Annotated in this window: 24 protein-coding genes and 13 pseudogenes; 15 read left to right on the top strand and 22 right to left on the bottom strand. The window is 68.2% G+C overall.

Annotation, left to right across the window (positions count from 1 at the left end; all coding sequences use genetic code 11):
- Nucleotides 1–431: 431 nt before the first annotated feature.
- Nucleotides 432–827, bottom strand: coding sequence for a winged helix-turn-helix transcriptional regulator (locus tag ACZ7L0_RS43325; RefSeq protein ID WP_471248100.1), 396 nt, complete (start codon nt 825–827; stop codon nt 432–434).
- Nucleotides 828–985: 158 nt separating this feature from the next.
- On the opposite strand from ACZ7L0_RS43325, the gene ACZ7L0_RS43330 reads away from it, so the two are divergent.
- Nucleotides 986–1717, top strand: a complete 732-nt coding sequence (locus ACZ7L0_RS43330) for an alpha/beta hydrolase (protein ID WP_471248101.1) — start codon at nt 986–988, stop codon at nt 1715–1717.
- A gap of 121 nt (nt 1718–1838) precedes the next feature.
- Here ACZ7L0_RS43330 and ACZ7L0_RS43335 read toward each other — a convergent pair.
- Nucleotides 1839–2339: pseudogene (locus ACZ7L0_RS43335) on the bottom strand (IS5 family transposase); the annotation flags it as partial.
- Between the two features lie 148 nt (nt 2340–2487).
- Nucleotides 2488–2901 (bottom strand): annotated as a pseudogene (locus tag ACZ7L0_RS43340) (transposase); the annotation flags it as partial.
- A 181-nt stretch (nt 2902–3082) separates the two neighbouring features.
- Between ACZ7L0_RS43340 and ACZ7L0_RS43345 the strand changes: the two are divergent.
- Together ACZ7L0_RS43345 and ACZ7L0_RS43350 are read left to right on the top strand one after the other, a co-directional pair.
- Complete coding sequence (locus ACZ7L0_RS43345) at nt 3083–4348, top strand: MFS transporter (protein WP_471248102.1); 1266 nt, start codon at nt 3083–3085, stop codon at nt 4346–4348.
- 256 nt (nt 4349–4604) lie between these two features.
- Entirely contained in the window at nt 4605–5078 is a 474-nt protein-coding gene (locus tag ACZ7L0_RS43350; RefSeq protein ID WP_471248103.1) for a hypothetical protein, read from the top strand.
- A 110-nt stretch (nt 5079–5188) separates the two neighbouring features.
- On the opposite strand, the pseudogene ACZ7L0_RS43355 reads toward ACZ7L0_RS43350, so the two are convergent.
- Nucleotides 5189–5353 (bottom strand): annotated as a pseudogene (locus ACZ7L0_RS43355) (CorA family divalent cation transporter); the annotation flags it as partial.
- Nucleotides 5354–5361: 8 nt separating this feature from the next.
- Between ACZ7L0_RS43355 and ACZ7L0_RS43360 the strand changes: the two are divergent.
- Nucleotides 5362–5628 (top strand): annotated as a pseudogene (locus ACZ7L0_RS43360) (phosphatase PAP2 family protein); the annotation flags it as partial.
- 161 nt (nt 5629–5789) lie between these two features.
- Entirely contained in the window at nt 5790–6344 is a 555-nt protein-coding gene (locus ACZ7L0_RS43365) for an STAS domain-containing protein (protein WP_471248104.1), read from the top strand.
- Nucleotides 6345–6753: 409 nt separating this feature from the next.
- Here the strand turns inward: ACZ7L0_RS43365 and ACZ7L0_RS43370 are convergent.
- A pseudogene (locus ACZ7L0_RS43370) lies at nt 6754–6877 on the bottom strand (peptigoglycan-binding protein LysM); the annotation flags it as partial.
- Nucleotides 6878–7035: 158 nt separating this feature from the next.
- Between ACZ7L0_RS43370 and ACZ7L0_RS43375 the strand changes: the two are divergent.
- Nucleotides 7036–7221 carry a hypothetical protein gene (locus ACZ7L0_RS43375; protein WP_471248105.1) on the top strand — a complete coding sequence of 62 codons (186 nt, stop codon included), beginning with the start codon at nt 7036–7038 and terminating at the stop codon, nt 7219–7221.
- A 254-nt stretch (nt 7222–7475) separates the two neighbouring features.
- Nucleotides 7476–8123, top strand: coding sequence for a carbonic anhydrase (locus tag ACZ7L0_RS43380; protein WP_471248106.1), 648 nt, complete (start codon nt 7476–7478; stop codon nt 8121–8123).
- Between the two features lie 335 nt (nt 8124–8458).
- Here the strand turns inward: ACZ7L0_RS43380 and ACZ7L0_RS43385 are convergent, their stop codons facing one another.
- Nucleotides 8459–9436: an L-threonylcarbamoyladenylate synthase gene (locus ACZ7L0_RS43385; RefSeq protein ID WP_471248107.1), complete on the bottom strand. Its 978-nt coding sequence runs from the start codon at nt 9434–9436 to the stop codon at nt 8459–8461.
- Between the two features lie 354 nt (nt 9437–9790).
- Here ACZ7L0_RS43385 and ACZ7L0_RS43390 point away from each other — a divergent pair.
- Nucleotides 9791–10097 (top strand): annotated as a pseudogene (locus tag ACZ7L0_RS43390) (transposase); the annotation flags it as partial.
- 462 nt (nt 10098–10559) lie between these two features.
- Here ACZ7L0_RS43390 and ACZ7L0_RS43395 read toward each other — a convergent pair.
- Both ACZ7L0_RS43395 and ACZ7L0_RS43400 read right to left on the bottom strand, forming a co-directional pair.
- A pseudogene (locus ACZ7L0_RS43395) lies at nt 10560–10751 on the bottom strand (DUF4158 domain-containing protein); the annotation flags it as partial.
- Between the two features lie 137 nt (nt 10752–10888).
- The gene (locus ACZ7L0_RS43400) at nt 10889–11761 is read right to left on the bottom strand and encodes a helix-turn-helix transcriptional regulator (RefSeq protein ID WP_471248108.1); all 873 of its coding nucleotides are present in this window, start codon (nt 11759–11761) and stop codon (nt 10889–10891) included.
- Nucleotides 11762–11947: 186 nt separating this feature from the next.
- Here ACZ7L0_RS43400 and ACZ7L0_RS43405 point away from each other — a divergent pair, with 186 nt between their 5' ends.
- Nucleotides 11948–12709, top strand: coding sequence for an SDR family oxidoreductase (locus ACZ7L0_RS43405; protein ID WP_471248109.1), 762 nt, complete (start codon nt 11948–11950; stop codon nt 12707–12709).
- 128 nt (nt 12710–12837) lie between these two features.
- Here ACZ7L0_RS43405 and ACZ7L0_RS43410 read toward each other — a convergent pair.
- Nucleotides 12838–13086, bottom strand: a pseudogene (locus ACZ7L0_RS43410) (site-specific integrase); the annotation flags it as partial.
- A 74-nt stretch (nt 13087–13160) separates the two neighbouring features.
- Here ACZ7L0_RS43410 and ACZ7L0_RS43415 point away from each other — a divergent pair.
- Nucleotides 13161–13970, top strand: a pseudogene (locus ACZ7L0_RS43415) (IS5 family transposase); the annotation flags it as partial.
- Here ACZ7L0_RS43415 and ACZ7L0_RS43420 read toward each other — a convergent pair.
- The 4 genes from ACZ7L0_RS43420 to ACZ7L0_RS43435 all read right to left on the bottom strand — a co-directional run bounded on the left by ACZ7L0_RS43420 (nt 13969) and on the right by ACZ7L0_RS43435 (nt 17374).
- Nucleotides 13969–14667 carry a VOC family protein gene (locus ACZ7L0_RS43420; RefSeq protein WP_471248110.1) on the bottom strand — a complete coding sequence of 233 codons (699 nt, stop codon included), beginning with the start codon at nt 14665–14667 and terminating at the stop codon, nt 13969–13971. The pseudogene ACZ7L0_RS43415 and the gene ACZ7L0_RS43420 sit on opposite strands and share 2 nt — an antisense overlap.
- Nucleotides 14668–14979: 312 nt before the next feature.
- Nucleotides 14980–16407 (bottom strand): tetratricopeptide repeat protein, encoded by a 1428-nt coding sequence (locus tag ACZ7L0_RS43425; RefSeq protein ID WP_471248111.1) that lies wholly within the window; start codon nt 16405–16407, stop codon nt 14980–14982.
- Nucleotides 16408–16708: 301 nt separating this feature from the next.
- Complete coding sequence (locus ACZ7L0_RS43430) at nt 16709–16927, bottom strand: hypothetical protein (protein ID WP_471248112.1); 219 nt, start codon at nt 16925–16927, stop codon at nt 16709–16711.
- A 54-nt stretch (nt 16928–16981) separates the two neighbouring features.
- On the bottom strand, nt 16982–17374 hold the full coding sequence (locus tag ACZ7L0_RS43435) for a winged helix-turn-helix transcriptional regulator (protein ID WP_471248113.1): 393 nt from the start codon (nt 17372–17374) through the stop codon (nt 16982–16984).
- Nucleotides 17375–17483: 109 nt separating this feature from the next.
- On the opposite strand from ACZ7L0_RS43435, the gene ACZ7L0_RS43440 reads away from it, so the two are divergent.
- The 4 genes from ACZ7L0_RS43440 (at nt 17484) to ACZ7L0_RS43455 (ending at nt 20337) form a co-directional block, all read left to right on the top strand.
- On the top strand, nt 17484–18266 hold the full coding sequence (locus ACZ7L0_RS43440; protein WP_471248114.1) for an SDR family NAD(P)-dependent oxidoreductase: 783 nt from the start codon (nt 17484–17486) through the stop codon (nt 18264–18266).
- Nucleotides 18267–18482: 216 nt separating this feature from the next.
- Nucleotides 18483–19388, top strand: coding sequence for an integrase catalytic domain-containing protein (locus ACZ7L0_RS43445; RefSeq protein WP_471248115.1), 906 nt, complete (start codon nt 18483–18485; stop codon nt 19386–19388).
- Nucleotides 19388–19906, top strand: a complete 519-nt coding sequence (locus ACZ7L0_RS43450; RefSeq protein WP_471248116.1) for a Mu transposase C-terminal domain-containing protein — start codon at nt 19388–19390, stop codon at nt 19904–19906. The genes ACZ7L0_RS43445 and ACZ7L0_RS43450 overlap by 1 nt, the downstream gene beginning before the upstream one ends.
- The gene (locus ACZ7L0_RS43455; RefSeq protein WP_471248117.1) at nt 19903–20337 is read left to right on the top strand and encodes an AAA family ATPase; all 435 of its coding nucleotides are present in this window, start codon (nt 19903–19905) and stop codon (nt 20335–20337) included. Before ACZ7L0_RS43450 ends, ACZ7L0_RS43455 begins: the two co-directional genes overlap by 4 nt.
- On the opposite strand, the gene ACZ7L0_RS43460 is transcribed toward ACZ7L0_RS43455, so the two are convergent.
- Together ACZ7L0_RS43460 and ACZ7L0_RS43465 are read right to left on the bottom strand one after the other, a co-directional pair.
- Nucleotides 20328–20885 carry a transposase family protein gene (locus ACZ7L0_RS43460; protein ID WP_471248123.1) on the bottom strand — a complete coding sequence of 186 codons (558 nt, stop codon included), beginning with the start codon at nt 20883–20885 and terminating at the stop codon, nt 20328–20330. The two genes, ACZ7L0_RS43455 and ACZ7L0_RS43460, sit on opposite strands and share 10 nt — an antisense overlap.
- Nucleotides 20886–20897: 12 nt before the next feature.
- Nucleotides 20898–21233 (bottom strand): helix-turn-helix domain-containing protein, encoded by a 336-nt coding sequence (locus ACZ7L0_RS43465; RefSeq protein WP_471248118.1) that lies wholly within the window; start codon nt 21231–21233, stop codon nt 20898–20900.
- Nucleotides 21234–21397: 164 nt separating this feature from the next.
- Between ACZ7L0_RS43465 and ACZ7L0_RS43470 the strand changes: the two genes are divergently transcribed.
- A complete protein-coding gene (locus tag ACZ7L0_RS43470) occupies nt 21398–21910 on the top strand; it encodes a transposase (protein ID WP_471248119.1) in 513 nt (170 codons plus the stop codon).
- Here the strand turns inward: ACZ7L0_RS43470 and ACZ7L0_RS43475 are convergent.
- The 7 genes and pseudogenes from ACZ7L0_RS43475 to ACZ7L0_RS43505 form a co-directional block, all read right to left on the bottom strand.
- Nucleotides 21849–22357, bottom strand: a pseudogene (locus tag ACZ7L0_RS43475) (hypothetical protein). The gene ACZ7L0_RS43470 and the pseudogene ACZ7L0_RS43475 overlap by 62 nt on opposite strands.
- Before the next feature lie 653 nt (nt 22358–23010).
- Nucleotides 23011–23341 (bottom strand): annotated as a pseudogene (locus ACZ7L0_RS43480) (ATP-binding protein); the annotation flags it as partial.
- A 141-nt stretch (nt 23342–23482) separates the two neighbouring features.
- On the bottom strand, nt 23483–24424 hold the full coding sequence (locus ACZ7L0_RS43485) for a hypothetical protein (protein WP_471248120.1): 942 nt from the start codon (nt 24422–24424) through the stop codon (nt 23483–23485).
- Nucleotides 24425–24877: 453 nt separating this feature from the next.
- Nucleotides 24878–25165 (bottom strand): annotated as a pseudogene (locus ACZ7L0_RS43490) (IS481 family transposase); the annotation flags it as partial.
- A 292-nt stretch (nt 25166–25457) separates the two neighbouring features.
- On the bottom strand, nt 25458–25772 hold the full coding sequence (locus ACZ7L0_RS43495) for a hypothetical protein (RefSeq protein WP_471248121.1): 315 nt from the start codon (nt 25770–25772) through the stop codon (nt 25458–25460).
- A 104-nt stretch (nt 25773–25876) separates the two neighbouring features.
- A complete protein-coding gene (locus ACZ7L0_RS43500) occupies nt 25877–26179 on the bottom strand; it encodes a YciI family protein (RefSeq protein WP_471248122.1) in 303 nt (100 codons plus the stop codon).
- Between the two features lie 118 nt (nt 26180–26297).
- Nucleotides 26298–26708 (bottom strand): annotated as a pseudogene (locus ACZ7L0_RS43505) (transposase); the annotation flags it as partial.
- Nucleotides 26709–26843: the final 135 nt, after the last annotated feature.

Genomic DNA, 26843 nt, shown 5'->3' on the forward strand with positions numbered 1-26843 from the left:
AACTCACCCCGGAGTCGTTCCACTTCCCCCAGCCTCATGCTTAGAAGATGCCCAACACCAGGCGAGATCACCCGACGTAACGAAGCACTACTAGTCCGCTGACGGCTACCAATATCGCACCCTGATGCATTGATGGGGGCGATCTGTTGACAGCGGAGCTGAAGTTCCCGTCTTGGATCGGCTTCTATGGCTCCCTCGAGGGAGCTGCCGTCGTGCTGTCGGATACTGCGGGGCGAGTTGGTGGTGGCGCGCTGGCCAGAGGATGCGGATCGCTAGGGCCTGTGTGCGGTCGTGATCGGTATGCGTATTTCGCTGCCCTGGTGAGGCTGGTCGCGATAGAACGCAGAATGTGACATGGCGACAGTTCACCGCTGACCAGGGGAAGCTCATCGAGCCATACCTGCCGATGGGTGAGTACAGCCGGGCGGGGGTCAGGCGGGCGGGGTGTCGGGGCGAGCGTCGTACACGGCGCGGGCGGCATCGATGTGCGCCAGATGCGTGATGCTCCACTCCAACAGGGGTGCGGTGGCTTCGCGGAGGGTCCTGCCCATCGGAGTGAGTTCGTAACTGACGTGCGGCGGCATGACGTTGCGGACGGTCCGTGTGAGGATCCCGTCGCGTTCTAGGCCGCGCAGGGTGACGGTGAGCATACGCTGGCTGATCCCATCGACGGCCCGCTTGAGTTCGGTGAAGCGGCGCGGCCCCTGGCTGAGGTTACGCACGATCAGCAGCGACCACTTGTCGCCGACGATGCCGAGGACTTCACGGGCCTGGCACGGGTCCTCCGGCCGTGCCGGCCGCGACTCGCCGCCCGCTGTGCCGCTCATGGTTACCTCCAGAGAACCGGGGCACCGAAATGTGCCCTATTGATCGGGGTGCGGCAGGTGCAGCACGATGATTTCGGTTCCCGAAGAGTACCGAGGCACAAACAGGAACCGTGATGGTCCTGCTCCTCCACGCCCCGAAGAGAAAGAACATTCCCCTCATGTCAACCTTTCTGCTGGTACACGGTGCCTGGCACAGCGGCCGGTGCTGGGAGCGGGTGGTCCCGCTGCTGGAGTCGGCCGGACACCGCGTGTTCGCACCCTCGCTGACCGGCTACGGCGACAAGGCACACCTGCTCGGTCCCGAGGTGGGGCTCGACACGCACGTCGCGGACGTCGTGAAGCTGATCCACGAGGAGGACCTGACCGAGGTGGTGCTCGTGGGTCACAGCTACGCGGGGCTGGTCGTCTCGTCCGTGGCCAACGAGGTACCGGAACGGATCGCGCACCTGGTGTACCTCGACGCGATGGTCCCGGAGCACGGCGAGACCGCCGTCGACGTGCAGCCCATGACCCAGAACCTGATCGACCTGGCCGCCAAGTCCGACAACGGCTGGCGCATCCCGCCGCTGCCCGAGATGCCTCCGCCTCTCGGCCTGTTCGGAGTCACCGACCCGGCGGACGTCGCATGGCTGCGTGCGACGCTCTCCGACCATCCAGTGCGCTGCCTGCGGCAACCGGTCCGGCTGGACAACCCTGCCGTGGACTCGGTTCCGCGCACGTACATCCACTGCGTCGGCGCAGAGCCGGAAGGCATCGTGCGGCGGCCCGTCCCCGCAGCACAGCCCAACGGCTCCCCGGCACGGATACGGGAACTGCCGACCGGGCACGACTGCATGATCACCATGCCGGCAGACCTGAGCGAACTGCTGCTTGAATCCACCCTTCGGTAGCGTCTGGACCGTGACTGCGGCAGCGAGCCGGGGAAGGCCCGCCACCGTCGGACAGCGGACCCGGCCCACGAAGCCGCCCGCTTCGCGAAAGAAGCGCCATAGTGCCTATGTGAGGTCTTGATCATTTTGTCTTCGGCAGAGGCAGGAGGCCGTTGATCCAGACCATCGAGGCTCGTAGATGGAGGCCGGCGTCATAACTTGCGGGGGTCTTGTCGTATCGAGTGGCGATGCCACGCCAGGCTTTCAGCTTATTGATCAGGCGTTCGACGGTGTTGCGGTCCTTGTAGAGCTCTGTGTCGTGAGCGACGGGCCGGCCGCCCTTGCTACCTCGGTTCTTCCGGTGGGCGGCCTGGTCTTTCCTCTCCGGGATGACGGACTTGATTCCGCGTCTGCGCAGGTAGGCGCGGTTGGCGCGAGAGGAGTACGCCTTGTCGCCAGCCACGGCGGCGGGCTGGGTGCGCGGGCGGCCGACGGGCAGTCGGACACGGATCTTCTTCAGCACCGGGATGAACTGCGGGCTGTCCGCGGCTTGTCCGGCGGTCACCACGATGGCCAGCGGCCGGCACTGGCGCAGATCGAGGTAGCAGCGCAGCCGTACGCCGGGCTGCCCATCGCGAGCGCCGCGTCGAGCAGCAGCCCGCCGTGGACACCCCGGCGGCCGGCACGGATGCGGCCCCCTTCACCGACTGGGAGTCGATGATCCCGGCGGTCGGCTCCGGATCGCGGTCCGCGCCGCGGACCCGGTCGCGCAGCCGGTCGTGGAACTCGGCGACCAGGCCCGTGTCGCGCCAGCATCGGAAGAAGGCGTAGACGCGGTCCCACGCGGGGAAGTCTGCGGGCACCGCCCTCCACGCGATACCGCCCGCGACCAGGTAGCGCACGGCGTCGACCATCTGCCGATGGCAGTAGCCTTCCGGCTGCCCGCCCTTTCCTTCCAGCCAGGCGGGGACGGGCATCGCGTCACGCACGACGGCCCACTCCGCGTCGCTCATGTCGGAGGGATACCTCGGACGCCTGAGCGGCCGGTCTCCGGCGTTCCCGAACCGGTAAGCGAGGCAATCGCACGACTGGGCCGCCGAGTTGGACGTCACCGGCGCGGACACGGAAGACTGCAGCACCCAGGGGCCTCCTGTTGCTCGGTTGGATTCGACACCCACGAGCTGTGCGGGAGGCCTCACTTTCATGCCCAGCCAGCCAGAAGATCACCCAACCGAGTCGGCAGGCTCGAACTCACGATCACCAAGCTCGATAGAGCAACGGCTAGTGAGGTGCACCCGGTGATGGCTTGATCACGGGGTGGTGGGCTGACCTGATGACTACGCTGAGCGGCTTCAGACTTCGGAGGGTGGGTTGGTACGGCGGAGCATGCTCGGGCAAGACTTCCGGCGGTTGTGGAGCGCTTACGCGGTCAGCGCGGCGGGCAGTGCCGTCGGCATGGGGGCACTGCCGCTGATTGCCCTCCTGGTGCTGGATTCCTCGGCGTTCCAGGTCTCTGTGCTCGCTGCGTTGTCCGCGGTGGCCAGCGGGGTGATCGCTCTGCCGCTCGGTGTGCGTATCGAGCATCAGTACAAGCGGCCGGTCATGATCACCGCCGATCTGATCCGCTGTGCGGTGCTGGCAAGCATTCCGGTCGCCATGGCTTTCGACCGGCTCACCTTCACCCACCTGTGTGCGGTCGGCGTTCTACAGACGGCGGCGTCTGTTGCATTCGACGCGGCGAGTGGGGCACATCTGAAGGCCCTAGTCGTGCCCGAGCACCGCCTTCGTGCCAACGGCCTGTTTGAGACGACCAACTGGATTACTGTCAGCGCTGGCCCGCCCGTCGGCGGGCTTCTGATCGGGGCGCTGGGCGCGGCCGCCACGTTGGTGGTCGACGCACTGTCCTTCCTAGGCTCTGCCCTTGGCATCCGTCGCATTCGGCAGCCTGAACCCGCGCCACCGACGCGCTCCGCCACCTCTCACCTGGGGCGTGACATCGCTGCCGGTTGGCAGTACCTCCTTGGGCACCCAGGATTGCGGCCATTGTTCTTCAACGCGCTCCTCTTTGGCGGATCCATCATGATGACATCACCGCTGATGGCTGTCCTCATGCTGGATGATCTCGGCCTGGGACCGTGGCAGTACGGACTCGCTCTGGGACTGCCGTGCCTGGGCGGCGTGTTGGGCTCACGCCTGACCCCGCTGCTCACCCGGCGTTTTGGACAGCGCCGCATCCTGCTGCTGTCCGGTGTCGCACGCACCCTGTGGACGACCCTGCTGCCGCTGACACCCTCCGGTGCCCTCGGCGTGTGCGTCATCGTGGCCTCCGACTTCGGCTTGCTCTTCTCAGCCGGCGTCTTCGGCCCGTCGTTCACCACTTACCGCATGGCTGCCACTTCAGACGCGTTCATGTCCCGCGTGGGCACCTCCTGGTCCGTCGGTTCCAAGTCATGCCAGGCCGTCTTCATGCTTGCCGGCGGCCTGATCGCCGCCGCAGCCGGGGTACGAGGCGCCCTGCTCATCGCCGGCCTGCTGTGCATGGCGAGCGCGTTGCTCCTGCCATGGCGAGAGGCTCGTATCTCCACCGGGCTTGTTCCAGCGCCCACAACGGAAGCGACCTCGTCCCCGGCTACGGATAGTTCCTCCGCTTAGCTGTTTCGCCGGATTGCGGGATGAAGGAGCGAGCGGTCGGCCTTTGCCGGTGCTGCGGCCGCCTGGGTTGTGCGGGCCTCGTCCCGGCCTGGACGGTCGGGACGGGGTTGACTCACGCGGAGGGCGGGTGTATGACGATCGGCGCGCTGCTCACGCTGCTGCCTGAGTACCTGTACTGATCTGAGGTCTGTGCGCCCCGCACGGGTGGCAGGAGAGTGGTCGTGCACTCCCAGTACTCGAAGCGGTGGCCGAGGGGTTGGACGGCGGCGAGTGGGACAGCCATGAGGCCGGCGAATGGCACGAACGCGCGCTGCGCCTGGGCCGCCTGGTCGATCAGGCCCGCTCGGCGGTGGGCTGGAGCCGGGAAAGCATGCGGATCAACCTGCGCGGGCGCCGCGGGGGTGCCGTCTCCCCGCCCGGTGAAGCGTTCGACGATGCGCTTGCCGTGCTCGACTATGTCGCCGTGCACACCGCGGGCGTCACTCGCACGGTCCTGGAGACCGCCGACCACACCGAGAAGGCGGCCCGCCCCGGGAGGCAGGTCACCGGTCCCTACGCCGACTTCCTCCAACACACCGCACGCGCCATCGGCCTCTACAGCCAGACCCGGTTCGCCGGAACCGGCCAGGACGACTCCGCCGACCAGGCTGCCCGAGACCGTGGAAGAGCTGCGCCACTCACTCGACGAACTTCACCACAGGCTGCCCGGCATTGTGCAGGACGATCCTGAGGCGCTGGCCACGCACGGAACACTCCTGGCCCAGGTCCGTCGCCTGGCAGATCAGCTCGCCCAGGGCTGACGCCGGCCGCGAACGCACTCCAGCCACAGTCGCCGGGCGTTCACAGCCAGCCGTTGCGGCGGAAGGTCCGGTGCAGGAGGACGGCGGCGGTGACCATCACGGCGATGGCGAGCGGGTATCCGTACACCCAGCTCAGTTCCGGCATGTGCGCGAAGTTCATGCCGTAGATCCCTGCGACGAGGGTCGGGATGGCCAGGATGGCGGCCGGGCGGCGTGCCGCGGCCGCGGGGCCACCGCCCCGACTCCTCTTCCTTTCCCTCCGGCCACACCGCTGCCGCGGTCGCCTTCACTGCCGCCATCACGCCGACCTGGCCGCTGGCCGGCGCCTTGTGCACGGTCCCCACCGCGATGCTGGGCGTCGAACGCGTCCACAGCGGCGCCCACTATCCCAGCGACGTCGCCGCCGGCGCGGTGATCGGCCTGGCCAGCGCCTGGCTCATCCACCGCATCCCCCGCCTACTGCGCCGTCCCCTGCCGTAGCGCACATCCGCTACCGGCCGGCCGACTGCTCTGATCAACTCCGCTGGCCTTTTGCCGCCCGATTCCTCACGGACAGCAGTTTGCGATCCTTTTGGCTAACGTAGGGGGTTCTTGATCAGTGCGCCCTCGTGGCGTGGGGGCCGTGCGTGCATACTCGGGCCATGGGAGAGGCCGACAGGAGCGACGAGCGGCTGTCCGCCCAGTTCACTGGGGGTGGACCGGGGCCGGCTGAGTGTGCATACGACGGCGCCTGGGTCGTTGCCGCTCACAGCGAGTACGACATGCATTCCCTGGGGTCGCTGACCAAGGTGCTGGAGGCGGCCGCCCGGGATCACGCCAAAGTGGTGCTGGACGCCTCCGGGGTGACGTTCGCGGATTCGGCGTTTCTGAACCCGTTGCTGCGCATCCACCGCGAGACGAGCCAGCGGGTGGCCACGCCCAGGCCGCAACTTCGGCGTCTGCTGGAGCTCACCGAGGCCGATGCCGTCCTGATCGTGCGGGACAGCCAAAGACGCCGCCGTAGCCTGAGCGTCAGCGACCAGATTTGTGTGGTCTGCCCTTCCCCGGGCACTCAAAACAGCAGCCCACCCGCGTCGCGGGACCGGGCTGGACGGCCCGCGGTTCGGACTCAAGCTGCGGGGCTGCTGAGCTCCCGTGCCCGAGGATCGGCCGCGGGAGCCGGTCGCCCGCAAGGGCCGCCCCGAAGGATCCGGTGACACGAAAGCGAGCCCGCGCGAGCCGCCGGTGCTGCCGGATGGATGCTGAAGGGGAGTCCGGGCAGGTGAACCAGGATGTCACGTCCGGTGAACCAGGATGTCACGTCCGTTTCCCTCTACCGGTGACCCCCATGACCTCATCCGCCCCTCCCCGAACCGCAGCACGCACGACAGCCGGCCACCGAGGCGAGTGCCGATGGTGGCGGCTTCTCTTGTTCGGCCGACAGTTGGACATGCGTGGGCCTGGCCCTCGGCCGAACGGCGGGCGCGCCTCCCGAGGCGACCGCCCCGGCCACCCCCGACGGGCGCCACACGGGCTCCGGCACCCCCGCACCGACGGCCCCGGCCTCCCCGACGGCCCCCGCCCTGCCGGTGGGATACCGCACGTACAGCGCCCTGGAGGGCTTCTCCGCCGCGTTGGCGCTCGCCGCGCCGAGCAGCGGGATGGCGATGGCGGATCCGGTCACTCCGGCCGCGACGAGGAGAGCTGGAGCCTGACGGGGGCGACGATGGCGGCCGTTCCCGGAGAGCATGCGGAAGCCTTTCGTGCGACAGCAGGACCGGCACGGCGGCCGGCAAGAACGCAGGCAAACATCCTTCGATCGCCTCGCTGTACTGCGCGCTCGCCGAAGCCGAGGCGACCGAGGCACCGGCCGGGCCGGAGATCATCGCCCCGCGTCGGCCGACACGGGTGGACCTCACCGGCCCCGGCAACGGCAGCACCGACCCCGAGCTGATGGATCGCCTCACGCAGCAGGTTCTCGACGGCACGAGCGACGAGGCGATTGACGCGCTCACTGAGCAGACCGACGACGGAGCGAAGGACGTGGTGGCCCAGCTGCTGGCGCAGGCCCGCAACGGCGGGGACGGCGAGTGATCCCGGGCGGTCCGCCCTCGTTCGGCCGACAGCGCGGGCGGCACCTGGCTCGTTTTCGGATGTGGACGACGAACGGAGGGTCCTGGACCGGTCGGCGTACGGGGCGGGGCAGCACCGTCGCGCGCTGAGATCCGTACCGAGGCCGCTCTCGCCGGGCGCCTGGGGGTGATGGCAAGGCCGTCGGTGTGGCCCGCCCTGGTGAGCTCCGGCGGGACCAGGCGGTGCGACGGCTGGTGCCGGCTCGTAGCCCGCCCATGACCGAGATCCAGAACCCGACGCCCCGCGGCGCCTTTGAGCTGCTCATGGCCGGTAACCAGCGCTTCGTCTTCGTCTCAGGCGCCCCCGAGCACCCGAACCAGGACGCCATACGCCGCACCGAGATCGCACCGGCACAGCAGCCCTTCGCCGTGCTGTTCGGGTGCTCCGACTCCCGGCTGGCCGCCGAAATCATCTTCGACCGCGGCCTGGGCGACCTGTTCGTGGTGCGCACCGCGGGGCATGTCGCCGGTGCAGAAGTCCTCGGTTCCATTGAGTACGGCGTGAGCGTGATCGACGCCCCGCTCGTCGTCGTGCTCGGCCACGACTCGTGCGGGTCCATCGCAGCCGCCCGTGCCGCAGCCGACGGCGGCAGGGTGCCCGGCGGCTTCGTCCGTGATGTCGTCGAACGGGTGACCCCGAGCGTGCTGGCAGCCCGCGCCGCCGGACGGGAGACGGCCGAGGAGATCCTGGCCGAGCACATCGAGCACACCGTGGACCTGCTGCTCGAACGCTCCCGCGTCCTGGCCGAGCGGGTGGCCGCAGGCCGCCTCGGCGTGGTGGGGCTGTCCTACCGGCTGGCCGACGGCAGTGCACAGCTCGTCGCCTCTCGCGGCCTTGATGCGGCGGTCCCTGCCGCGTCCTGACCGCCCCGGCCGTGGCTGCCCCGGCGTGATTTGCCCCGGTGTGAGGAGACCCGTATACGTGGATGGGGAACGCACCGGGCTCACCGCTCGATCTCCCGGGAAGGGCACCGCCCGATGGCTCACGGAGCCGACCACGCGTCCAGCACCGTCCCCCGCGCCGACCTGGGACGGGCCGCGGGCTGCGAGGTGTGCCTGGGATGGGGAACGGTCGTCACCGACGACGAGCGGCAGGAGCTGTGCCCCGCTTGCCAGACCGGCGGAAGCTCAGCCGAATCTGCCACGAATCCGCCCGGCCCCCGCACCCGGGAGCAGTAAGGGCAGGGTGTCGGCGCTGGTCACACGGTGGTCCGGGGCCCCGCAGCGCGGCGGAGCCGGTTGGCGATCGCCAGCCCCAGCCCCTCCTCCGCCGGCAGGGACGCGAGGATGAGGTCGCACCCCCGCTGGTCGAGTTCGCGCAGGAACCCGTACAACCCCCGCGCATAGGCGGCCATCGAACCGGGGACCTGCACCACCGCGTGCGCCTTCACCTCGGCGCCGGCGAAGGCGGCAGGAAGAAAGACGCCGACCCGGTGCCCCAGCTCCTGCGCCAGCTCCGCCTCGGCGACGACCTTCTCCGGCTCGACCAGGACGACCCGAGCACGCGGCGCGTAGTGCGACGGATGCTGGCCCGGCACCCGGATGTGGCTGGTCACAGGGACCGCGAGCGGGCATCCCAGCACTGCTTCGAGGTCCTCACGCGTCACCCCGCCGGGCCGCAGGATGGTCGGGATCTCGCCGGTGGCGTCGACGATGGTCGACTCGACACCGACCTCGCAGGGGCCGCCGTCCAGCACGTAGTCGACGGCGTCGCCGAGCTCGGCACGGACGTCGTCCGCGGTCGTGGGGCTCACCGAGCCGAAGCGGTTGGCGGACGGGGCCGTGACACCGCCGCCGAAGGCCGACAGCAGCGCGAGTGCCACGGGGTGGTCGGGCACGCGCACGGCCACCGTCTCCAAGCCACCGGTCGCCTCCAGAGGAACCCGGCGCCCGCGCCGCAGGACCAGGGTGAGGGGCCCCGGCCAGAAGCGTTCGGCCAGCAGGCGGGCCGTCGCGGGCACGTCCTCGACCCAGTCGTCGAGGTGGTCCGCGCTCCCAATGTGGACGATCAGCGGATGCGAGGGCGGACGCCCCTTGACCTGGAAGATGCGCGAGACGGCGGCGGGGTCCTCAGCGTTGGCGCCCAGTCCGTAGACGGTCTCGGTCGGGAGAGCCACCAGGCCGCCGGCACGCAGCACACCGGCCGCCTTCTCGATGTCACTGGTTCTTGCCGTCACCCTCGCAATCCTAGGAGCACAGAGGACCGGCGACGGCCATGATCGATCTCAGCGCCAACTGCGGCCTCATTGACCCCGGGCCGCTCGAGATCAACTACTGGCGGCCTTGGCGCTTATCTCGGCGACACCCCTCGACCAGGCCAGCAAGTTCGGTCAGCTGGCGGGCGACTTCGGCCGCGTCGACCAGGCCGCGTCCGGCGAGCGACCCGCAGCGAGCTCGGCGTCGCCGCCTGATCCTGCTGGTCCCCGGCAGCGGTGCGACACAGTTGGCGAATTCTGGGGGCTGAACGTGACGTCGGCCTTTATGACCCGTTGTGGTCATGAAGGCCGACGTCGTGTTTGGGGAGGGTGTCGGTGTCGTTGCGCGTCAGGAAGATCGGTGGGGTTCCGGAGGAGACGGCCCGGGTGGCGCGGGCCGCGTTCCCGAAGGGGCAGCCTGGCGGTACGGATCCGTGACGAGCTGGGCGAGCTGTTCTCGGACGCGGACTTCGTCGGGCTGTATCCGAGTATGGGGAAGCCGGCCTGGTCGCCGGCCCGGCTGGCGCTCGTGTCGGTCATGCAGTTCGCCGAGGGCCTGTCGGACCGACAGGCCGCGGACGCGGTTCGCGGGCGGCTGGACTGGAAGTACCTGCTGAGGCTGCTGGAGCTGGCCGATCCAGGGGCGCCCGGTGCGTGCAGGGCCGTGAGCAGCTTCAGCCCGTCGGCGCCGATCTGCTCTTTCACCGCCTCAACGCTTGGTGGACCGACATCCCACGAGCCCGCACACGCACATCTCATCTGGCAGCCCTCCGGCCCGCCGAGTAGAACTCGGCGGATGAGCCGAAGCCCGATAGCCGTCACTGCCGAAGACCATCCAGTCGCCTGGTAACTGTGTCGAGTGTCGGCCAAGGAGGACCCTCTCGCAGCAAGCGCAGGAATTCCTCTCCGAATCTCCGAATCGCCTCCCATTCGGAAACTGGTCGCCAAGCTCCCAACGCCACGCGGCGACCATCGCGATAACGAGCTGCCGGCACTCGTCCAGCAGCCCTTGGTCAACGATTGGATAGTGCTCGCAGACCGCCTCCGGGAACATGGGCGAGATCGAACTCGACGGGTCCACGGCAGCACGTCTCAAGGTCGGGAACAGCCCGATGTACCTCACCGTGCACATCTGGAGGGCGAAGCCGAGGCGATTGGGGTCACCACGCCGCTTCGCGATCAGCTTCCGGTCCTCGTCATCGAGGAAGAAGAAGAACTCCAGCTCAGGTCTCGGCGGCTCATCCGCGAACGATCCGAACGCGGTGGCTTGCTCATTAGTCATGAATTCCACGGGCATATCGCGGACGTAACCAGCCGCGGCGAGCAACCGTGGATCTTCCGCTGAACACCCCCCCGACGAGCCGATCATGTGTGCTAAACGACCAAGATCAAGTGCTTAGCGCTAATAGCTGTTCCGTTGGTCCCCAAGGCGGGTCAAGGTGTCTTCGGGTGCGGGGTGTCCGTCGGCCTGTCGTGCGCTGTGCTGGCGGACTCGGTGTGTGAGAGTGCGGCGAGGAGCCGCAGTTTCTCGTCGCTGTCGCTGTCCTTGGCGGGGTAGTAGACGACGAGGATGACATCGTCGAGGGGGAGTTTGTCCCGGTGGAGGCGTAGTTCACCGACGACGGGGTGGTGGACCGTGGTCGTGCCTCCGTCGAGACTGCGGACGTCGTGGCGGGCCCACAGGGTACGGAACCGCTGACTGGACAGGGCGAGTTCTCCGACGAGCTCGACGAACCGGGGGTTGTCGGTGTCGTCCCCGATGGTGGTGCGAAGGGTGGCGATGAAATCGGCGGTGGCTTTCGTCCAGTCCTGGTGGAAGGCTTGTTCCTCAGGATCAAGGAGGAGGGAACGCAGCCGGTTCTGGCCGGGCCGCAGCCGGGGGGAGAGCGCGACGGCCATGGGGTTGGAGGCCAGGACATCGAACGCGCGCCCTTCGACGAACGCGGGGATCTGAAGGTGGGCGAGCAGCTCGTGCACCCGCGCCGGTACGTGCTCGGGCCGCTTGCGGTGTGGCGCCCTGGGGCGTGCCGCCGCGAGGCCGAGCAGATACGTCCGTTCGATGTCGTCGAGCCGCAGGACGCGCGCGAGTGATTCGAGCACCTGGGGTGAGGGGTTCTTGTCACGGCCCCGTTCCAGGCGCAGGTAGTAGTCGGGACTGATCCCGGCGAGCAAGGCGACTTCCTCACGGCGCAGGCCGGGCACGCGGCGGTTGCCGCCGGGCGGGAGTCCTGCCTGCGCCGGGGAGACCAGCTCACGCCGGGCACGGAGGTAGCTGCCGAGCCGGTTGCCGGATTCCTCGTCCTTCATACCGACACCGTAATGCGGTGCGCGCATCTCAGAGGGGGCCCTGACAGGACCAGGGAAGACGGGGGCCTGCCACATCCAGCGAATGCCGTCAAGACTGCGGTGGCACCGTTTTGAAGGAAACAGAGAACATCACTGTCTGCGCCGGGCCTGAACGCCGTCGGCGCCCTGGACTGAAGGGTAGATCTCGTGGATCTCTTCAACCGCACCGTTCTCATCGTCGGTGGAACCTCGGGTATCGGGCGAGAGCTGGCCCGCCGGTTCGCCTCAGCGGGCAGCACCGTGGCCGTTGGCGGCCGCAGCCCAGAGGCACTCTCGAAACTTGCCGGGGAAGGTTTCGGCACGTTCGGTATCGACGTCACGGACAGTGCCTCCGTCGCGTCATTTCGTGATGCCGTGCTCGCCCGGTACCCCGAGCTGGACACCGTGGTGACCATGTCGGGGGTCATGCTCCTGGAGGACCTGCGCGACCCCGCGCACTTCGAGGTGGCAGAGACGACGATCGACACCAACCTGCTCGGCACCATCCGAGTCATCGACGCCTTCACCCCCCACCTGGTCCAGCGGGGCACCGGCACCTTCATCACCGTCACCTCTGGAATCGCCTTCCTGCCGTTCCCGCCCATGCCCAGCTACGCCGCCTCGAAGGCCGCAGTGCACGCCTACTCCGAGGCACTGCGCGCGCAGCTCGACGGCACCGGTGTCGGCGTCGTCGAGCTCGTCCCCCCGGCCGTCGCCACAGCAGGCCAGGAAAAGGTGAACCCGCACGCGCTGCCGCTCGACGACTTCGCCACCGAGGTCATGCACCTGCTCTCGGAGAACCCCACCCCTCACGAAATCCTCGTGAAGGGCGTCCTCATGCACCGCTGGGCCGAGCGCGACGGCACCTACGACGACCTCGTCGCACAGCGCTCCCAGGCCCTGGACATGCTCCCCAGCCGCGAAGGCTGAAGCCCTTCCCCCGCCAGCAGCCTCCTCGCTCATCGCCCCCGAGCGGCCAACGGGCAGCCAACGGGCAGCCACGCGTCCTGGACACGAACGGCCCGCCCTCGCGACCCACCCTGCCGGGCGGCGACGGTTCAGCGGCGGACGTCTCCGGGGGCGAGCGGACTGGTGAGTTCAGCGATCGCCTCAGGGGAGGGCTTGAAGTAGCGGCGGACGTTCTCCGGCTTCTTGTGCCGGGACTTCGCCATCAGCATCAGCAGCGAGGCGCCCCGCTCGCCGAGGTGGGTCAGGGCAGAGTGGCGGTACTCGTGCAGGTCCCAGCCCGTTCCCAGGCCGCGCAGGGCGGTGTGCTCGTCCAGCAGCGCGCGGGCCTGCCCGTAAGAGGGCATCTAATTTAGGTAGTTGGTAGTTAGGGATGATTTTGTGACGGCGGGTGCTGGCGGTCGTTAGGCCGGGCGTGAGCGTGCGTCGTCCTTACCGCAGTGATGTGTCTGATGCCCGGTGGGCTCTGATCGAGCCTGTCTTCACGGCCTGGCGGGCGAGACGGACCGGGCCGGGTGCTGCGGCCCGGGTGCATGACCTGCGGGAGATCGTCAACGCGATCCTCTACGTCAACCGCACCGGGATCCCGTGGGAGTACCTGCCGCACGACTTTCCGCCCTACAAGACCGTCTACGACTACTACGCGAAGTGGGAAGCCGACGGCACGACCCGGCAGGTCCACGACCTGTTACGGGACAAGACCCGTCGCGCGCACGGCCGCAGCACGCAGCCCACCGCGGCCGTGATCGACGCGCAGAGCGTGAAGACCTCGGCGAGCGTGGCCGAGAGCAGTCAGGGCATCGACGCCGGAAAGAAGATCAAGGGCCGCAAGCGGCATCTGATCACCGACGCCCTCGGCCTCGTGCTGGCCGTCCTGGTGACCGCCGCGAACGTCCACGACACCATCGGCGGAAAGCACCTGCTCGACGACCTGGCGGCGCACCATCCTGGTGTCACCAAGGTCTGGGCCGACGGCGGCTACCAGAGCAGCATGTCCAATCACGGTGCCGGCCACGGCATCGACGTCGAGGTCGTGCAACGGACCCGGCCCAAAGGCTTCGAGCCGCTGCCCAAGCGGTGGGTGATCGAGCGAACCTTCGGCTGGCTGATGCAGCACCGCCGACTCGCGCGGGACTACGAAGCACTGCCCCAAAGATCCCGCACGATGATCCACTGGGCGAATCGTGCTCAACCGGTGACACGGTCTCGTCATGCAGGGACATTCACGTCCGGTCGGTGTCCTGCCCGGGAGGGCCGGCCACGCCGACACACGCCTCGTTGCCCTCGGGGTCGGCCAGCACCCAGTTCGACGGCGCGTCGGCGTCGTTCACCAGACGTCCGCCGGTCGCAAGTGCGGCGGCTATCCGGGCTTCGGCCTGGTCGTACGGCACCCACACGTCAACGTGGACCCGGTTGCGCTGCGGGCGCGGTGCGTCCATCTGCTGGAAGTAGAACGGTGCCCCGCGGCGGCGCGGGTCGATCAAGTCCTCGCTGCTGTTCGCGCGGTCCTGGTAGCCGAGGAGGGCACGCCAGAACGCCACCACGTCGGAACCGGCGAGGGCATCGATGGTGACCTGGACGGTCTGTACGGCGGACGGGTCAGCTGGTATGTCCAGCGTGCGGGCCACGGCCGAGATCTGCCGGGCCAGCTCGACGTGCCGTTCGGCCAGCCCGTAGTAGTCGTCCGTGACCGTGATCAGCCGTACGATCACTCCCTCCTGCCTCACGTCGACGTCCGGGTGATCGTCTCCAACTCCTGGCATCTCACTGATCGCCTGCACGAACTGGGCGCCGACCGCGAACGACCCCGTACGGAAGTACGCACACGCCCCCTCGCCCACGACGCGCCAGTCCTCCACGCCCACGGTTTCGTGGAACTGCTGCGGCCTGATGCGCTCCGTCTTGCTCTCTACGTAGGTCATGCGCTCAACGTAGCGTGCAGGTCCGACACCCCCCTCCGACCATTGGGTACTTCGGAACTACTCGTCCAACGAGCTCGTGCACGGTAAGCGGTGAGACGTCGAGAACTTCGCTGTGACCCAGGAGGTCTGTATTGCGGTGCGGGATGCCCTATGGCAAAGCCACCTACGGATTGACGTGCAGCCGGTCTCTGTTCCGGAGGGTCGTTACTCACTTTCGGGTGACGGCTCAGGCCGTCGTGGGGTGGCGTGCTGTGGCTTGATGGCGCGGTCCCCCGGTGCCCGCAACGGGTGTCGGTCTGGCGGACCGTCAATTTAGTGCATTGGGATGCGGGCGGTGGCACCGTACAGCCGTTCAGTTTCCTGCCACTCCCCGTTCCTCTCCCACATCACCGCCAGATCCGTTAGCAGGAAGTAGTCCCCCCAGGCTTCGGCAGCACGGGCGAGCTTTTCGGCTTCCTTTCGATCCCCGGCCTCCACCCGTATCCGCGCCAGTCCCGCCATAGCGTAAGGATCTCCGAGGTCGGCGGCGGCACGATGCAGACGTTCAGCTTCCCTTAGGTCCCCGGCCTCCTCCCGCATCAGCGCCAGTCGCGCCAAGGCACCGGAGTTCCCAGCATCGGCGGCGGCACGGTACAGCCGTTCGGCTTCCTTCCGGTCCCCGGCTTCCTCCCGCATCCGCGCTAGGCCCGTCAAAACGTCGGTGTCTCCCGCAGCGGCGGCACGGTACAGCCGTGCGGCTTCCTTCTGGTCACCGGCCCCCTCCCGCATCAGCGCCAGTCGCGCCAAGGCACCGGAGTTCCCAGCATCGGCGGCGGCACGGTACAGCCGTTCAGCTCCCTTTCCGTCCTCCGTCCATCCCTCCCGTACCTGTGCCAACACCGTCAAGAAGTCGGGGTCCCCTGCATCGGCGGCGGCGCAGTACAGCTGTGCAGCGTGGCGGTAACGGTGCCGTAGCAGGGCCGCGGTGGTGAGGTTGCCGAGGTCGACTGAAGAGGTGAGGTGTTCAGCGGCGGAATCCCAGAAGGATGCGGGCGGGCAGAGGTACTCACGAGTGCGGCGGTCGTGTTGTTGGAAGTAATCGGCGAGGCGGACCGCGCCGGGCAGCGCGCCCATCTCCGAGGGACGGCGGACGTTCTGTAGCGGCCTGATGATCTGCTTGATCAGGGTTTGGGCGTGGGTGAGTGCCGCTGTGAACCATGTGTCGGGGTCGGCGGCGGCGCGTTCGGGGGCGGTGAGGTAGCCGGGCGCCGAATCCCGGAGGAAGTCCAGCGGCAGCGGTCCAGTGACGCCGAAGCGGTCGGCATCCATGGCTGCGCTGATCAAGGCTTTGCCGTAAATGCCAAGCGGACCGGTTGGATGCTCGTAGTGGGCGACGAGGTCTGGCCCGGCGGCCAGGTTTTGGGTGACGTCAGCGCCTCCGGCTTCCAGCGCGGCGGCTAGGGACGCATCATGGCCGGCGGCCTGGCGGGCGGCGTTCAGGTCATCGGCGAAGGAGTCGGGAAGGTAGGTGTAGTAGGCCTGGTCCAGCAGCACCCGGGCCTGCCGGTGAGGGTCGTGCGTGCCAGAGGCGTGTGCTGCGGTGAGGGCGTTGTGGTGCTCGGGCCATAAGGTGGCGATGATGAGGAAGGGACCGTCGGTGTCCAGGCGGCGCAGCAGTGCGGCCGCGACTTCCTCGCCTGTGGGACCGTCCAGGTAGTCCTGGGCCTCGTTCAGCCACAGGACGCTGCGTGCTCGCTCCACTCCTGATCCGTGCCCACCCCTGATGCCGTCCTCTCCCCGAACCGGCCTGCCCCGGTTCCCCATTTGCGGGAGTCCGCACCCGCCCCGCTCTGGCGCTGGCAGAACCCGCTCTGGCGCTGGCAGCACTGGGCGCTGGCGGCAGGGACGCTGGCCCTTGTAGTCCCGTCAAGCAGATGGCTCGTCAGAAGGCGGCGGGCGAGGTTCTAGGCGTGTTGGCGGACACAACCCAGCAGCGCCGCACGGCCGGACGCGGGATCGACTCCTTCTGCGGCAGCCGCTGCCGTACCCGCGGCGGTCCGGATCAGCTCACAGGCAGGTGGCACTCGTTGCACGACGGCGGCGCCGTGACGGAGCCGGTTCGGCGGGTCGATGCGGTGCCGTCCTGCTTGGTGTCGGCGAAGGGGTACTTGTCGCACGAGGGCTTGGTGCCGTCGTCGTGGGGGTCGACGGTCCACCAGATGTCACCCGGCCTGGGTGGGGTTACGACGCTCCTGAAGTCGCACACCAAGGCCATGCGCAAGCGAGCGGATGATCTCGGGCGGAGGTCGCCGCGATCTGCACTACGGACTCAGAATCACCTAACCCCCAGGCTCTCTCTGCGGTCATAGCGCTGCTGGGCCGCGATGACCTCGGGGGTGTGCGCCGAAATCCAGCGGACCAGTTGGGCAAACGGGCGGGACAGGCCTTGGCCCAACTCGGTCAGCTCATAGCTGACCTGCGGCGGGGTGGTTGGCTCCACGGTGCGATCTACCAGCCCGTCGCGGACCAGCGTCCGCAGTTTCGCGGAGAGCATCTTCTCGCTGATGCCCTCGATGCTCTGGCGCAACTCGAAGAAGCGCATCGGCCCAGGCGTCAGGGCGGCCAGGATCAGCGGCACCCACCGTCCGGTGACATGTTCCATCACCTCCCGCCCGGGGCAGTCGCTGTGAAACGTGTCACTGATCCACCGGGCGTCACTCTCATCCACGTGCTCACCTACTGCTATCTCTGGGGCTTACCTCATGGTACGTACTTACAAAGAATAAGCCCCAAACCTAGTGTCTCTTGCGTCTTCGTACGACGAGTCAGGAGAGACGATGAACAGCAAGCAGGTGGCGCTTGTCAGCGGAGCCAGCCGGGGAATAGGGGCCGCGACCGCGCGTGAGTTGGGTCGGCTCGGCTATCACGTGATCGTCAACTATCTGCGCGATGCCGAGTCCGCGGAGCTGGTGGTCAAGCAGATCGGCGCCGCGCAGGCGATCCAGGCCGACGTGACTGACGAGGCCCAGGTCACCGCGCTGGTGAACCGGGCGTTCGCCGAGCACGAGCGGATCGACGTGCTGGTCGGCAACGCCCACACCACGGCGCCGCCTTTCGGCCCGCTGGAGCATGTGCCCTGGGAGGCGTTCGCGGCCAAGGTCAGCGGTGAGCTGGCCGGCGTCTACCACCTGACCCGGCGGGTTTTGCCGATCATGCGCCAACAGCGGTCCGGCCGGATCGTCTACGTCTCCGCCACCGCCGCCGAGCTGATCATCGGCAGCGCCGCCCACTCCACGGCCAAGGCCGCCGTGAACGCCTTCACCCAGCAGGTCGCCGGCGAGGCCATACGGGACGGTATCACCGTCAATGCCGTCGCCCCTGGCGCGGTTGCTACCGATGCCACCGCCGAGGTCTTCACCGATGGCATCCGCCGCCACTTCGGCGACCGGTCGGTGACCGGCACGATGCTGCGGCCGCAGGACCTGGCTCGCCCGATCGCCGCTCTCGTGGACGGCGCATTCACCACAGTCACCGGCCAGGTGATCCGCGTCGATGGGGGATACCCGCTGCTGAGCCAGTTGCTGGACGGCCTGCCGGCTCAGTTCCCCACGGCTTCGTGAGCCTCAGAACAGCAAGTGCGGCTCAAGCCCCAGGTCGATGAAGTCGACCAGGTCGCGCAGCTCAGGGGAATCTCGAACGCGCAGGAAGCCCAGACGACAACTGCGGGCACATTGGCCAGCGGAGCTCGGACATGAGCGTGCCCGCCTCATATGCGGTAAACCACCGCCCTCCTGATGGAGAACACCTCCATCGGGGCGGCGATGGTGTACTCGCCGGTGCCGTCCATCCTCACCAGCTCGGCCTGGTGGCGGGGCGCTCACCTTGGGCTGCTTGACCTTGAGTTTGCCGCGGTAGCGGCCGACCGCCATGCCCTCGTAGGTGCGCATCTTGAGCAGATCGGCTTCGAACTCCGCGAGGACCACGACCCGATGTCGAATGCCATCTTCGACATCGGGTCGCCGGGATGTGGACGCGCGACCGCCGGTGAACGCGCCGCCCTGGCCCTCGGCCCGGAGGCGGCCCGGGCCCATGACGTGTTCGGTAAATGGCCCCGCCTGTGGCGGAACCACACCTGGGAAGCCGACCACGTCCAGGCACCGCTCCTCGTGGATGCCGACGGGGATCTGGTGCGCCTGTGGGTGGCGTGGTTCATCGATGTCGCGACCAAGACGATCACCGGCACAGCTGTCACACCCGGTCATCCGTCCAGGGCCTCGATCCTAGCCGCGCTGCGCGCCGCGGTCCTGCGCAGCGGCCCGTACGGCCCGGCGGGTGGCGTCCCGGAAGGGGTGCGTATCGACCGCGGCAAGGACTTCCTGTCCAGGACGGTCCTGGGTGTGTTCGGGACTCTCGGCGCCGAGGTCGTTGACCTGCCCGCCTACAGCCCGCATCTGAAGGGCACGGTGGAGAACCGCAACCGGTGCGCGGACCGCATGCTCTTCGCTGCGCTGCCCGGCTACACCGTCACTCTCTCGCCCCGGCGCGGCAAGAAGGAGTCTGCCGACTCTGGTGCGCCTCCGCCCCTGACCTCTCGGAGTTCACCGCCGAGGTCCTGGCCTGGACGATGTGGTGGAACACCGAGCATCGCCCTGGCGGTCTGGCCGGTCAGACTCCCATCGAGGCATGGCAGGCGGATGCCACGCCGCTCTCCGACATCCCTGAGGCCGCTCTGTGGGCTCTGATGCTGGAGGACGATGGCCGGGCGCGGAAGCTGACCAGCCATGGGGTGCGCTGGCGCGGCCGTGACTACGTCGGTGCGTGGATGGCCGGGCAGGCCGGCCGCAGTGTCCGTGTCCGGTACATGCCCCATCACGACCACGAGATCGAGGTCTTCGACCCCGCCGGGCGCCACCTCGGATCCGCCCACCTTGCCGACGCCGCCACCCCCGAGCAGTTCGATGCCGTGCGGCGGGCCCGTACGGCCCGGGCCCGCCGCCTGCGCGAGGAAGCCAAGAAGGCCCAGGCCCTGCGCCGGCAGCGTTTCGCCCCTGCCACCACCCCCACGGCCCCGCAGCGCCTGGGCACCGTGACGGCAGCGGAAGCCGACCAGGAGCTCGAAGCCGCGGCCCACAGCGACATGGCCACGCTCGCCCTCCCTGACCTGGCCCCACCCGCACCGCCGCCCGAGGACTGGAACACCCCAACCAGCCTGCGCCCCACACACAGGACCCAGTCCACCGGTAGCGAGGAGACACGATGACCAGCCGACTGCCGCCATGGGAAACGGACCACTACACGCAGCTTCCCGACGCCGCAGTCGTGACAACCCGCTCCCTGCTGGCCGGCAGGGAGAACATCACGGACACGATCGAGGCCAGCGCGATGATGTGCCTCCACGGTCCGGCCGGTGTCGGCAAGACCCTCGCCGTCAACGTCTGCTTGCGCGAGCTCGAGCGCACCCGGGGCGAGGAGGTCTGCCGGATCACTTTCCGTGCCCGCCCCACCGCCCGCGCGGTGCGCCACGAACTCTTCGCCACTCTCGGTCTGCCAGGCGAACCCCCGCGTCACCCATCCGAGTTCGACCGGCTGCTCCTGGACTCCCTCGCAGCCCAGCCGCGTACGCTAACGAGCTCGTGCACGGTTGGCCGTGGCACGTCGGAGGTGTGCGGCGTTGTCCGTGTTCACCCGTGAAGGCCGCGGCCGAGGGTGGCGGTCTGCTGGTGTGAGAGCAGACCGGCGACCGCTTGGACGATGTCGCTCATGTGCTCGCGTCGCCCAAGGTGACGCGCCAGCGCCCGCCACTTCTTCAGGTGTGCGATGCCGTGCTCGACGCGGATGCGTCGTGAGGAGTGAGCCTTGCGCTGCTGTTCGTGTCGTTCCTCGTACCAGGCGGGAGCGTTCTTTTTGAACTTGCGATGGGGCGGTGTCACCACCCGTCCGCCGGTCTGCGCGCCCATGCCCTGGTAGCCGGCATCCGCGAGGATCTCCATCAACGGGCCGCTGGCCAGGAGCTGGGCCAGTCCTAGCTGGCGGGCCTGGGTGATGTCGGCGCAACTGCCCGGGCGGACCGGGCTGCAGAACAGCACGCGCCCCTCGGCGTCCGTGAGGAGCATGGCCTTCACCGCGTTCTGCTTGGTCTTGCCGGAGACGAATTTGTCCCGGTCCTTGCAGCCCGCGGCCGGGCGTCGCACACGGATCTCGGTGCCGTCGATGATCCCGGTCCGACCGTCGGCGCCCAGATACTCGACGACCTAGGCAAGAGAACCCAGCCGGACGTCGGGCGCGACGGTGCATCCCCGCTGCGCGAGCAGCGGCCGCACCTCGCCGATGGCGCCCGTGATGGTGGAACGGTCCACGCCGAACCAGCAGGCCAGCACGTCATGAGTGGTGCCATGGCGCAGACTCACCAAGGTGGCCAGCAGTCGGTCGACGAAGACGAACTTGTGCTTCGCTCCGGCTCCTACAGCCCGTCGCCGCGGCCGGGCCGTCAGGCGTGCCTGGTGCTGTTCGTGCCACAACGGCCCTACCTCAGCGATGAGTTCAGTGATCACTGTCGGCGACAAGCCGGTGACCCGGTACTCCGCCACGATCAACTCACGTGCTCCAGCCCCCACCATGCTCAGTTCAACGAGCTACTCGTGCGCCGAGCCACGGCCAACCAAGCACGAGGTCGTTACTGGCCGTTCTCTATCCGTCCGTGTGGTCGGAGGGGTTCGCTGAGGGCCGAGGCCCGGAGCCGACCGCGGCGGTCGTGGACTCACAGTCCGTGAAGGCGGACGCCACCGTCACCCACGCCTCGCGGGGTTTCGACGCGGGCAAGAAGATCAACGGGCGCAAGCGTCACCTGCTCACCGACACCCTCGGACTCCTTCTGGCCGTGCTGGTCACGCCGGCGTCAACGACCGACCGGGACGCCGCCCGCATCCTGCTGCCCACAGCAAAGAATCACTTCCGGCGGCTGGTGCGGATCTGGGCCGACGGCGGTTACACCGGCCACCTCACCAACTGGACCGTCCAGCACCTCGGAGTCGTCCTCGACATCGTCCGCCGCAGCAACGACGTCCAAGGTTTTCAGCTCCTGCCCCGCCGCTGGGTCGTCGAAAGATCCTTCGCCTGGCTCCTGCGCAGCCGACGCCTGGTCCGTGACTACGAACGACGCACCGACACCAGCGAGACCGTCAGCCTGTGGTCGATGACCACCCTCATGAGCCGCCGCCTGGCCGCCCAGCACCAGCAGCGTCCTGCTCCGGCGCGGGCAGCGTGAACCTGCCCGGCTTCTCCTCGACCAGCCAGCCCCGCTCCACCAGCCGCTTCAGCCGTGCCCGCGCTCCCTCGACGCGCGAGGCGGACGCGCTGTCCCAGTCCAGCACCACCGCCGCCCGCCGGGCACCGAGCCCATCGGATCCCGCCTCCAGGGCGGCGGCCATCAACGCCTGGTAGTCCACCGACAACACCGCGGTTCCGGCCGCGTCCTGGCGGTGAGGCACCGCCCGGCGCGGCCCCACCGGTTACCTCTGCGACACCCTGTCGGCCACCACCGCGGGCGCGTCTTCCCCGGCCAGCGCCCCAGATACTGCTCCAGGCCGATCACCTGGCGCCTGAGCATCTCTTCCGCCTCCGCCAGAGCCGCCCGCACCCGCTCCAGCTCGGCTTCGAGTTCCTCCACCCGCACCGCCGCGGCCTTCTGCCGCGCTTCCAGAACCGCCCGCATCGATGGCACCCGCCACCCCCACGACATCTCGGTCAGCAACGGACCAAGACTCCCGCGACAACTGCGGTCTCATGCCTGACCAGCAGAAACCGCACACGAGGTTCGGAAAGAGAACGACCTCTGAACTGGCCCCACTTTTCCGGCCCGAGTTGGCCACACTTCGGGGATGGTGCGGGTGATTGGTGCGGCTTGAAGTGGCCCCGGCTTCCGGTCTGCTCCGGCCCCACCTTGGCCGGGACGGCTGTGCCGGGCGACTCGCTGTGGGAGAGAATGCCGGGCATGACGACTTGAAGAGCACCGGCCGGGCGGCAGCATTGGCGCAAGGTCGGGACATGGGACACGGTCTCCGACGGGGACCGTCGGATCTGTGCCGCCTGCGGAACGCCCGTCCGCTCGTACCAGTACCGATTCCATCCGCCCGAGTCCTCCATGTTCGAGCGGTGCATCGGACTCGCCTGGTGTTCCGGTTGCCGCATCTACTCCGGCAACATGGTGCACGTCCCGCGAAAGCGGGTCCTGGTCGACGCCCTCGCTTCGCTTCCCTGTGAACAACGGGAGGAACTTGCACGCTCGGAAACACGGCTGATTGAGTTCCTGGACCGCCAGGCCCGAGGCAGCAGCGATTAGATTCCACCGGCCAGCTGGCCTCGGTGCTACTTCTTCGTCTGCTGCTGCTTGGCCTTGGTCTGGGCGAGGCGGTAGGACTCGGTGCCGGTCTCGATGATGGTGCCGTTGAAGGTGAGTCGGTAGACGATGGCCGCGCAGAGCCTGGGGGTCGGTGAACATCTTGGTCCAGCCTCCAAACGATTCGTTCGAGGCGATGGCGACACTGTTCTTCTCCTCCCGCTCGGTCAAAACCTGGAACAGCATCTCGGCTCCGCGGCGGTCGAGTTCGAGGTAGCCAAGCTCGTCGATGCAAAGCAGGTCGACGCGCCCGTAGCGGGCGATGGTCTTGATCAGCTGTTTTTCGTCGGCGGCTTCAACGGATCGCCCTGGTCATGCCGACTTGATACGTTCAACATCTCCTAGGGCCTCGCCTCGCCCGAGGTCTTCCTCGGCACACCGCCGATACGCAGCGTCGACGAGCGCGGCTTCCTGCGCTGGACCGTGAGGACGCTGGGACGGTCACAGAGGGTTGTCATCAGAGGAAAGTTCCTCAGGATCTGACGACAGTTGAATAGGCGAGCTCACCAGTATCACACCCGGACTCTCCCACTGCCCCCTGGCCACCCCGTCCGTGTCCGGTACGACGGCGCACCAGTCGCCCAGCGCCGCATCGGCCAGCATGAGGGAGAAACCGTCATCCGTGACCTCGGAGAGTGTGTCGGCTCCACCGGGGTAGTTCCGGTGGGCCAGTTCGCCGTGCGACAACGGGGCCACGAAGGCAGTGAAGTCGTCTTGCAGCAGCTCCGCTCTGGGGCCCAGCTCCGGCTCGGTGGCCACGCAAACCAGCGAGCGCGGCTGCAGTAGTCGGGCCACTTCGGCTGTGCTCTCCGGCGTCACGCGGAACCATCTGCACCCGTGAGCGCCGTACGCCCAGCGCTCGCAGACCAGGGTCAAGCGCTCGGACGCCTCCGCCACCCTCGCCCAGAAACCCGCGTCCGCGACGGCGTCGACGGGGTCCGAGGCCTCTATGGGTTCAGGAGCCGCGTCTCGCCACAGGAACGTCACGCCCTCCCCATGGAGTCCCGCAAGATCGGCGGCCACCGCTGATGTGGTGTAGAGGTGTACCGCTCCGTCCCATCCCGACTCGATCTGAAGTCTCCCAGGTGCGGCGAGCTGACAATACGGCCCGCGCCCGCCTGCCATTCCCTCGGCGAGACCTATCGCTTGCGGCGGCCGGACCTCCGCACCGTGGCGCAGGCCGCGGTGTTCTTCGGGAAGGGGCTCGTTCACCAGCAGCCAGCTCACCACCAGGAGATCTGCGCCACTCTTCTCAATCGCGGCTCCGAGCACCTTGCGAAGCTCCGCCACGTACGCGCTCCAGGCAGTGGCTTCCGCCAGCTCTCCTCGCACGCGCTCGCTGCGGGGGCTGATGATCAGCTCTTTGCTTATTTCGCCAGCCACTTGAGTCCTCGCAGCGCTCCGTTCGGCCCGATGTCTAATCGTACGTTCCGTGTCGGGCCGAGCCCCCCGACTACGGCCGGGCAGCGAAGGCGAGTTTCCGTGGCCGCCGCTATCTTGCACCCTGGGCCAGGGATAGGAGACCGGGGCCCACATGCGTTGTTTGCATTGGTTCCATGCCTGCTCTACGCGTCAGCACCGGCAGAGGTTCTCCGCTTTGGGCGTGTTCACCCGACCGAAGAAGACGGGCTGGCGGCCAGGGTTTGTGCCGCGTCGCAGCGAGCGGGTGGCCCGGGACGGGGGGCAGGGGCATGTCCGGTGGTGGTGTGGCTAGGCTGGGGGTGCTCGGGGCGTATGGCGGAGGTGTGAGATGCCTCGGACGATCTGGAGTGGTGCGATCAGCTTCGGTCTCTCGTGACCGTTCCCATCCATGTGGTGTCCTGCTGCGCCGGGCCCGGCGGCCTGGCGGCCCAGGATCTTGTGACCGCCGCCGTCGGGGATCCGGCCGAGCTTCTTGGCGTCCCCATGGACCAGTTCGCTGGGCCGGTCGCGTTCGTAGCGGTGGATGACCTGGCCGGTGGGCCGGTCCAGGAAGGCCAGGCGGTTCTGGCCGTGGCGGGCCAGATTCCGGTGCACGGTCGAGGCGGGCAGGTCCAGGACCGGGCCGAGCCGTGCGGGACCGAGTTTGCAGGTCTGCCGCAGGCGGCGGACCCGGGACTCCACGTCCAAAGAAAGCCGTACGGGTCGTCAGTAGCGAGGAAGTTTTCGTCTGGGCGGTAGGCACGGGTCGTCCCCGAAACCATGACGGTTCCCTTGTTCGGGTTCTCCTGTGGTCTCAAGGCGAAGGTGGGAGCGCCACTTCTTCGGTTTAGGCATGCCCCGGTCTTCATCTATGACGCGGTCTGTGTGGTCGTACCACTCGAGGACCGACGTCCCGATGACAAGTCCCTTCGCAACATCAATGGAACCAACCTCGCCCGGGTCAAGGGCCCGACATCTGCTCTCCATCGCTTGCGGTTGCGGCGATGCGGGCGGCTCAGAAGGTGTCGAGCGCGCCCACGGCCGCACGGATGTGGGCCGGCCCGAGACGCGGCAGCTCTCCGGCGCACCACCAGGAGAGCTGCCCCTCCACCTCGCGCGCATGCATGCCCAGGTTGTGTTCGACGCACAGGGGCCACGCCTGCCCCAGACGCTCAGCGACGGTATCCTGCGCGGCGTCGGCGACGATCGCCAAGGCATGAGCAAGGTCTTCGGCCACCTTTGGGTACAGGTGACCGCCGTGCCACTCGCCATTGGCCAGCGCAACGTAGACATACTCCGGCTCGCCCGCCTCGTAGGAAGGCTGGGCCACCAGTTGCAGGGGCCCCTGCTCAGGAAGAGTGTAATTCCCCACCCTCCCGTCCGGGGTGCACTGCCCGTCGAGGAGGGGAGGGGGGGGCGAGTGGCCAGCGAACGTCAACAGCCCGCCGCCAGTACCGAGCTCAAGGCAGGGTGTACTCGTCCGGGAGTGATCGTGGTGATGATGTATTCCGCGACGTTGTTGACGACGAAGGGGTCCTGCGCGGTGATCTGCTCGATCGTGGAGCGGTCGACGCCGTGGGCGATGATCACGCCGCCGATCGATGTGGGGACGGTCTGGCCGGAGACCAGGAAGGTGCCGTCCTTGTGGTGTCGTTCCAGGTAGGCGACGTGGCCGGGGACGAAGGGCGCCGCAGCCTGTTCTGGGGCGGTGTAGTGCAGTGACAGCAGGTGCAGCATGATCCTCTCCGCTTCGTGCAAGGGTCGGAGAGGATCATGTCACCGCGCCGGGCGGGCCTGTCCGCGGGGCCCGGCTATCGTTTCGGGTCGGTCGGGTCGGCGGGGCCCTTGGGCCGCGCGGCGGTTTGCGATGAGGGCTGCGGCTGTGCCGACGAATGCGAGGAAGTGCTCGGCCTGAGCGGCTCAAGGCCCTTGCTGTAGTGCATGTTGGCGCCGGAGACGCCTAACGGCAGAGGCAGTCCGTTTCGGTCGGTGATCAGGTGGATTTTCGAACCCATCTTGCCCCGGTCGGTCGGATTCGGTCCGGTCAGTGGCCCCCTTTTGCCGCGCGGACGCTGACGGAGTCGATCGCGCATCGCGACCAGTCCAGGTCGCCGCGAGCACCGAGTTCATCCAGGATGACGCGGTGAAGCCGGCTCCAGACCCGGTCCCGGCTCCACTGGGCGAAACGCCGGTAGACCGTCTGCCAGCAGGGTCCGAAGACCGGCGGAAGTTGCCGCCACGTGCAGCCCGAGGTCGCCACGAAGACGCACTTGCCGGAGAGGCGAGCTCCGCTTGCCCCGCAACAGTGAGCCTTTTCCAACCTCATACCTGTGCTGCTCCTCGGCCTGCTGACGACTGCACGCACCGATCTGTAGCGAGGTCATGACCAGCAGATCCGCAG

Source organism: Streptomyces sp. NPDC039424, assembly GCF_055639495.1.